Annotated in this window: 6 protein-coding genes; 3 read left to right on the top strand and 3 right to left on the bottom strand. The window is 30.1% G+C overall.

What is annotated here, in order from left to right; translation table 11 throughout:
- From ACTG3S_RS06285 to ACTG3S_RS06275, 3 genes are all read right to left on the bottom strand, one after another.
- Positions 1 to 426 (bottom strand): aldehyde dehydrogenase family protein (locus ACTG3S_RS06285; protein ID WP_439128511.1); only part of this gene is annotated, 426 nt, incomplete at its 3' end.
- 3 nt (positions 427 to 429) lie between these two features.
- A complete protein-coding gene (locus ACTG3S_RS06280; RefSeq protein WP_439128510.1) occupies positions 430 to 2,079 on the bottom strand; it encodes an acetolactate synthase large subunit in 1,650 nt (549 codons plus the stop codon).
- Positions 2,080 to 2,081: 2 nt separating this feature from the next.
- Positions 2,082 to 3,614, bottom strand: a complete 1,533-nt coding sequence (locus ACTG3S_RS06275) for a GH3 family domain-containing protein (RefSeq protein WP_439128509.1) — start codon at positions 3,612 to 3,614, stop codon at positions 2,082 to 2,084.
- Positions 3,615 to 3,807: 193 nt separating this feature from the next.
- On the opposite strand from ACTG3S_RS06275, the gene ACTG3S_RS06270 reads away from it, so the two are divergent.
- The 3 genes from ACTG3S_RS06270 to ACTG3S_RS06260 form a co-directional block, all read left to right on the top strand.
- Positions 3,808 to 4,137 (top strand): hypothetical protein, encoded by a 330-nt coding sequence (locus ACTG3S_RS06270; protein WP_439128508.1) that lies wholly within the window; start codon positions 3,808 to 3,810, stop codon positions 4,135 to 4,137.
- Positions 4,138 to 4,497: 360 nt separating this feature from the next.
- Complete coding sequence (ctlX, locus tag ACTG3S_RS06265) at positions 4,498 to 5,430, top strand: citrulline utilization hydrolase CtlX (protein ID WP_439128507.1); 933 nt, start codon at positions 4,498 to 4,500, stop codon at positions 5,428 to 5,430.
- A gap of 4 nt (positions 5,431 to 5,434) precedes the next feature.
- A partial coding sequence (locus ACTG3S_RS06260; RefSeq protein ID WP_439128506.1) for a PrsW family intramembrane metalloprotease occupies positions 5,435 to 5,786 on the top strand: 352 nt, incomplete at its 3' end.

Genomic DNA, 5,786 nt, shown 5'->3' with positions numbered 1-5,786 from the left:
CGCAAATCGAATTACTTGATAGAAAGGGAAATTCCAAGGCATTACAGCTAAAGTAACTCCTAAAGGTTGAAAGGTTACATAACTTTTTTTAGCTTCTGTTTTGATGGTTTCTTCCGCTAATAAATCTTGAATATTATCTGCATAATATCTACATATTTTAGCACATTTTTCAATTTCGCTTCTAGATTGTTTTATGATTTTACCCATTTCTTTAGTAGCCAATTGGGCATATTCTTCTTTTTTATCATCAAAAATATCTGCCAACTTGTGCATTAATTGAGAACGTTCTTCAAACGTTGTATTTTTCCAATCTAAATATGTTTCATGAGCATCTGTAATTTTTTCTGTAGCCATTTCTAAAGAAGTTCTTTCGTAAGAAGCAATTTTTTCTTCAGTGGCAGGGTTTATAGTTTGTATTGTTTTCATAATTTATTTTTTTGAATTTTCTTTAAGTAACACATTTAAAATTTTATGATTTAGAGAATAATCTACTGCTAAATCAATAACATGTATACCTTTAGTATCTAGTGTTTTAGTAAATATTTTTTCAAAATCTTCTACAGAAGTTGGTCTGTAACCATGGGCGCCAAAACTTTCTGCATACTTTACAAAATCTGGATTTTTATATTTTAAACCAAAGTTTTCAAAACCTTCATCTTCTTGTTTCCACTCAATCATACCATAGGCATTATCGTTTAAAATGATAATCACTAAGTCTAAGCCCATTCTAACAGCAGTTTCTAATTCTTGCGAATTCATCATAAAACCACCATCACCATTAATAGAAACTACTTTTTTATTCGGATATAATTCTTTTGTCATGATTGCTGAAGGAAAACCTGCACCCATAGTTGCCAAGGCATTGTCTAACAATAAGGTGTTTTGAGCGTATGCTGGATAATTTCTTGCAAACCAAATTTTATAAATTCCGTTATCTAAGGTTACAATATCATCGTCAGATAAAAGTTCTCTGGTAATTTTTACCAAACGTTGAGGTAAAATAGGAAAACGATTGTCTTCCTCATATTTAGATAAATGACTTGATACATTTTCTTTTACTTGTACGAAAAAATCAATGTTCCATTTTTTTGCATTCGATTTTAATACCTCTGTTAATTGGTGTACACTTGTAGCAATATCTCCAATTACGTTTAGTTGCGGAAAATAGACTTCGTTAATTTCTGCAGCAAAAAAATTAATATGAATTACTTTTCTATCATCAGAAACATCCATAATAAAAGGCGGTTTTTCTATAGTATCATGCCCAATATTTATAATTAAATCAGCAGCTTTAATTGCTTCGTGTAGAAAATCGTTAGAAGAAAGTGCAGCTGTACCTAAATATAAAGGATTTCTTTCATCAATAATTCCTTTACCCATCTGTGTATTAAAAAAAGGAATATTTAAGGTGTTTACAAATTTGGTTAATGCAACACTTGCTCTTTTTCTATTTGCTCCAGCACCAATTAACAATAAAGGTTTTTTTGCAGATAAAATCAATTTTTTAGCTTCTTTTATAGCATCTGTATTTGCAGAAGGTATTTTACTAGTTTCTACTTCAAAAAAATGAGGTTTTTCTACCTTTTCCTTACATACATCTTCTGGAATTTCTAAATGCACTCCACCAGGTCTTTCTTCTTGAGAAAGTCTAAAAGCTTCTCTAATTAACTCACCAGAATTTTCGCCGTACGTAATTTGTTTCGATAATTTTGTAAGCGGTTGCATCATTTCTAAAATGTCTACAATTTGAAACTTACCTTGTTTGCTTTTTTTAATTGGTTTTTGACCTGTTAACATTACCATGGGCATTGCACCCAATTGAGCATAAGCTGCAGGCGTCATTAAGTTAGTGGCACCAGGTCCTAAGGTAGACATGCATACTCCTGGTTTTCCTGTTAACCTACCATAAGTGGCTGCCATAAAACCTGCGCCTTGTTCGTGTCTAGTTAATATTAATTTTATTTTTTTTGATTTTCTAATAGATTCTAATAAATCTAAATTTTCTTCACCAGGTAAACCAAAAATGTATGCTACACCTTCGTTTTCTAGTGCTTTTATAATCATATCCGATGTTTTCATTCCTAGCTTTTTTGTTTTTTATTGATAAAGGCTTCCCATTCTGTAAACTTTTCTTCTTTCATCACACGTTCCATTTTTACTTGTCCGCCTTTTTTCTTATTTCGATCATTCCAATCGTAAAATTTTTCTACAGGAATTACGTTTACTTTTACTCCTTTTAAAGCTTTAGTTCGTGCAACCTTATAGTTTTTGTTAGCATCTTTTAGAAAGTTATCTAAAGCTTTTGCAATTTTTTTATCATTTGCACCTATATCAGCTCCCAAATACCAAGAGTGATAAAATTCACCATCATCAAAACGTTTTGCACAAATGGTATATTCTGTTATTTGTGTCTTAAACTTTTCTTCTAAATGTTTGATGGCATCATCCATTTTATTTACAGAAAGCTGAGAACCTACAGTATTTAAAAAGAATTTTGTTCTACCCGTAATTTTTATTTCTGCTTTTTCTGTATCTGTAAACTCAATGGTATCTCCAATTAAATATCGCCAAGCGCCACTAACTGTACTAATGATAAGAATGTAATCTTTACCAGGTTCTACTTCACGTAAGGTTAAAGAAGGTGCATCTTGCTTTAAAGAACCATCCTCATTAATATAATCAGGATTCATAGGCACAAATTCAAAGTAAATACCATTGTCTGTATTTAGTTGCATAGCACCTGTTTCTGGTCTCACTTGCGTAGCTATATATCCTTCTGATGCCAGATACGTGTCTATAACTGTTACAGGTTTGCCTAATAAAGCGTTAAAACTTTTTTCATATGGGCCAAAGGCAACACCTCCAGAAGTGTATACTTTTAAATTTGGCCAAATTTGATGAATGTTGTCTAATTGATGATGTTCTATTACCTTTTGCATCATTAATTCTATCCAAGCAGGAATACCGCTTAATGCACCAATATCCCAGTTTTCTGCGTTTTCTGCAATATGTTGTACACGTTCATCCCAATCTTCTATTTTTGCAATTTCTTCACCTGGTTTATAATATCCTTTAAACCAAAAAGGTATGTTACTGGCACTAATACCGCTAATTTCTCCTTCTAAATGATCGTCTTTTTTAGCCAAATCTGTAGAGCTACCCAGCATCATAATATCTTTTTCAAAAAAATCTGCGGGCAAATCAAAATTATTTAAAGAGGTTACTTGTTTTACACCAGCAGTTTTAATGGCGTCTATCATATCATTAGTAACTGGTATTTTTTTACTGGTTTTACCAGTTGTACCAGAACTTAAAGCAAAATAAGAAGGATTACCAACCCAAGTTACATCTTCTTCACCATCATGAATTTTATGCCACCATTTTTTTTGCAGAGAATTGTAATCAAAATAAGGAACGTTTGCAGCAAAAGTTGCTGCTAAATTCTCACTCTCTAATATCTCTTTAAATTGATAGTGTCTACCAAATTGTGTTTTTTTTGCAGTCTCTAAAAGATGTTGTAGCGTTTTTTCTTGTGCTTGTATATGATTAATGTCAGACGTAAATGTATCTGTTAAGTTGATGATTCCTTTAATGATGTTTCCTAAAATTGCCATTGGTTGTTTTTTTTACAAAGGTGAATGTTCTTATTGTTTAATTTGAACTCAATAGCAATAAAAACTACTTCAATTGAAATTTTTAATAAAGTAAGTTTGAATTTTTATAATATGAGTTAATTTTAAATGTATTTGCATTACATAAAAAGCTGTCTTTTTTGTTAATTTGAACAAACTGAAAAAAATGATAATCATGAAAAACGCTAAAAACGAATTAGAATACATCAAAAAATATGAAGCAAAAGGTTATACAGATAGCTTTAGAGTGGTAGAAAGAAAATTATTAAACAATGACTCTAAAATAAAGTATAACTCAGACCAAGTTAAAATTGTTGCAGAACATCGTTTTGAAGGGATGAGTAATCCAAATGACATGTCTATATTATATGTTTTAGAAACTGATAATAATGGAAAAGGTACTTTACTGGTCTCTTATGGTGCAGCGGCAGAAACAGAAACAGCAGAATTTTTTAATGAAATACCGAAAGAAAATATTTCTGACAGAGAAAATATTTTTAATTAGAATTTTTTAGTTAATAATTTTTAATTGATGTAAGTACTAAAATTAACAATTAAAATATAATCAGAAAGTTCTCTAACCATTTTGGTAAATTGACTTTTAAGACATATTTTTTTCTACTTCCAAAACGTTTCATTTTTACTTCGCGAAAAGAAGTAAAGATTAAAAAAAATAAATTTAGAGTTAAATTTAACTTCATTTCTTTAAATTATTGCCAACTTAAATTATAAGTTGAGTTTTATTTCATTTTATGATAGGTTAATTTATATTACTTTTTTTAAGTTTAGAAACAACTCAAATTATTGTTTTCAATTTCTGCTTTCAACATAAAAAAAGCTAATTTTGCTTTTTTTAAAATTTAATATGAAACAAACCACAAATACAGTTTTAATGATTCGTCCTATTAACTTTAGGAAGAATGAACAAACTGCTGTAAATAATTATTTTCAAGAAGATATTGCTTTTAAAAATGCTGAAATTAATAGAAAAGCGCAAGAAGAGTTTGATGCATATGTGTTTAAATTAAGAAGTTATGGTGTAAATGTGGTTGTCATCTCAGATACCCAAGATTTTGATACTCCAGATGCTATCTTTCCAAATAATTGGATTTCTTTTCATGAAAATGGAACTGTAGGTATTTATCCAATGTTTGCAGAAAATAGGCGTTTAGAAAGAAGGTTAGAAATACTAGATGTTTTAGAAGAAGATGGTTTTTTAATAGAGAATGTAATAGATTATACTGCAGCTGAAGAAGAAAATATATTTTTAGAAGCCACAGGAAGTATTATTTTAGATAGAGAAAACAGAAAAGCCTATTGTGCCTTATCTGCAAGAGCAGATGAAGATTTATTTATAGAATTTTGCGAAGATTTTGAGTATACGCCTGTTATTTTTATAGCCAATCAAACAGTAGATTCTAAAAGAGCGCCTATTTATCATACCAACGTAATGATGTGTGTGGCAGAAACTTTTGCAGTAATATGTTTAGATACTATAGACGATAAAAAAGAAAAGAAAAACGTATTAAAGCATTTAAAAGAAGATGGTAAGCAAGTCATTGATATTTCAGAAAAACAAATGCATTGTTTTGCAGGAAATATGTTGCAGGTAAAAGGTGCTAACGACGAGTCGTTTTTAGTGATGAGTAAAGCTGCTTACGACTCCTTAACGCAAAGTCAGATTTCTAAAATTAACAATCACTGTAAAATCATTTCTAGTTCTTTAGAAACCATAGAAACTTGTGGAGGTGGTAGTGCTAGATGTATGATGGCTGAGGTTTTTTTACCGAAAAAATAAAAATATGAGTTTATTATTGTTGGCAATTGCACCTGTTATTGTAATTATAGTTTATATTTATTTTAAGGATAAATACGAAAAAGAACCCATTGGTTTTTTAACAAAAACATTTTTATTAGGTGCAACTGTTAGTATAATTGTTACTTTTATTGTTGGCTATTTAGCCGCAATCATTTTACCACTTACAGATGTAAAAAGTGTTTTTCAGCAATTTTTACAAGCCTTCTTTGTTGTTGCTTTGGTAGAAGAGTTTTCTAAATACATTATTGTTCGGTTTTATGCACAAAGAAACATAGCTTTTAATGAGCCTTTTGATGGTATTGTATATGCTGTAATGGTTTCTATGGGTTTTGCAG

The organism is Polaribacter sp., from assembly GCF_965656025.1.
Lineage (GTDB): Bacteria > Bacteroidota > Bacteroidia > Flavobacteriales > Flavobacteriaceae > Polaribacter.
The sequence above is the reverse complement of the archived record's forward strand: the minus strand, read 5'-3'. Positions and strand labels throughout refer to the sequence as shown.